The 1,327-nt window shown below is 69.3% G+C and carries 1 protein-coding gene; it reads right to left on the bottom strand.

Annotated elements, in window-relative coordinates:
- A partial coding sequence (locus NQ160_RS23870) for a class I tRNA ligase family protein (protein WP_257517467.1) occupies nucleotides 1-1,327 on the bottom strand: 1,327 nt, incomplete at both ends.

Below are 1,327 nucleotides of genomic sequence, written 5' to 3'. Positions count from 1 at the left end.
GCACCTGGGCGTACGGCATCGAACCGGAGTCGAACCACACGTCGAACACGTCCTCGATGCGGCGCATCGTGGACTGGCCGGTGGGGTCGTCGGGGTTCGGGCGGGTGAGCTCGTCGATGAACGGGCGGTGCAGGTCCACCTCGCCGTCGGCGTTGCGCGGCAGACGCCCGAAGTCCCGCTCGATCTCCTCGAGCGAGCCGTAGACGTCCACACGCGGGTAGGCGGGGTCGTCGCTGCGCCACACCGGGATGGGTGAGCCCCAGTACCGGTTGCGGCTGATCGACCAGTCGCGGGCACCTTCGAGCCACTTGCCGAACTGGCCGTGCTTGACGTTCTCGGGCGCCCACGTGATCTGCTCGTTGAGCTCGATCAGGCGGTCCTTGATCGCCGTCACGCGCACGAACCAGCTCGAGACGGCCTTGTAGATGAGCGGGTTGCGGCAGCGCCAGCAGTGCGGGTACGAGTGCTCGTAGCTGGCTTCGCGCAGCAGCCGGCCCTCGGCCTTGAGCAGGCGGATGAGCGGCCGGTTGGCATCCATCCACAGCTCGCCGGCGACGTCGGAGACCTGCGGCAGAAAGCGTCCGCCGTCATCGAGGCTCATGATCAGCGGGATGCCGGCGGCCTCGGTGATGCGCTGGTCGTCCTCACCGTAGGCGGGGGCCTGATGCACGATGCCGGTGCCGTCACTGGTGGTGACGTACTCATCGACGAGGATGCGCCACGCGTCGTGCGTGCCCCACGCGTCGGCGTCGGCGTAGTAGTCGAACAGTCTGTCGTAGTGCACGTCGGCGAGCTCGGCGCCCCGCACGGTCTGCTGCACGGCGGCGCGGGCGTCCTCGGCGCTGTCGTAGCCGAGGTCCTTGGCGTAGCCGGCCAGCAGGTCCTCGGCCAGCAGGTAGCGGTGCGACTCCCCCTCGGCGCGGTCCTCGTGCACGTCGGCGGCGCCGTTCGGGCCGCCGGGCACGACGACGTACGTGATGTCGGGACCGACGGCGAGGGCGAGGTTGGTCGGCAGCGTCCACGGGGTCGTGGTCCACGCGAGCGCCCGCACGGCCGTCAGTCCGAGCGACTCGGCCTTCACGCCGACGAGCGGGAAGGTGACGGTGACCGACGGATCCTGGCGCATCTTGTAGACGTCGTCGTCCATGCGCAGCTCGTGGTTGGACAGGGGGGTCTCGTCGCGCCAGCAGTACGGCAGCACGCGGTGGCCCTCGTAGGCGAGGTCCTTGTCGTAGAGCTGCTTGAACGCCCACAGCACCGACTCCATGAAGCTGGTGTCGAGCGTCTTGTAGCCGCGATCGAAGTCCACCCAGCGGGCCTGGCGGGT

It is taken from the genome of Microbacterium sp. zg.Y909, assembly GCF_024626565.1.
The sequence above is the reverse complement of the archived record's forward strand: the minus strand, read 5'-3'. Positions and strand labels throughout refer to the sequence as shown.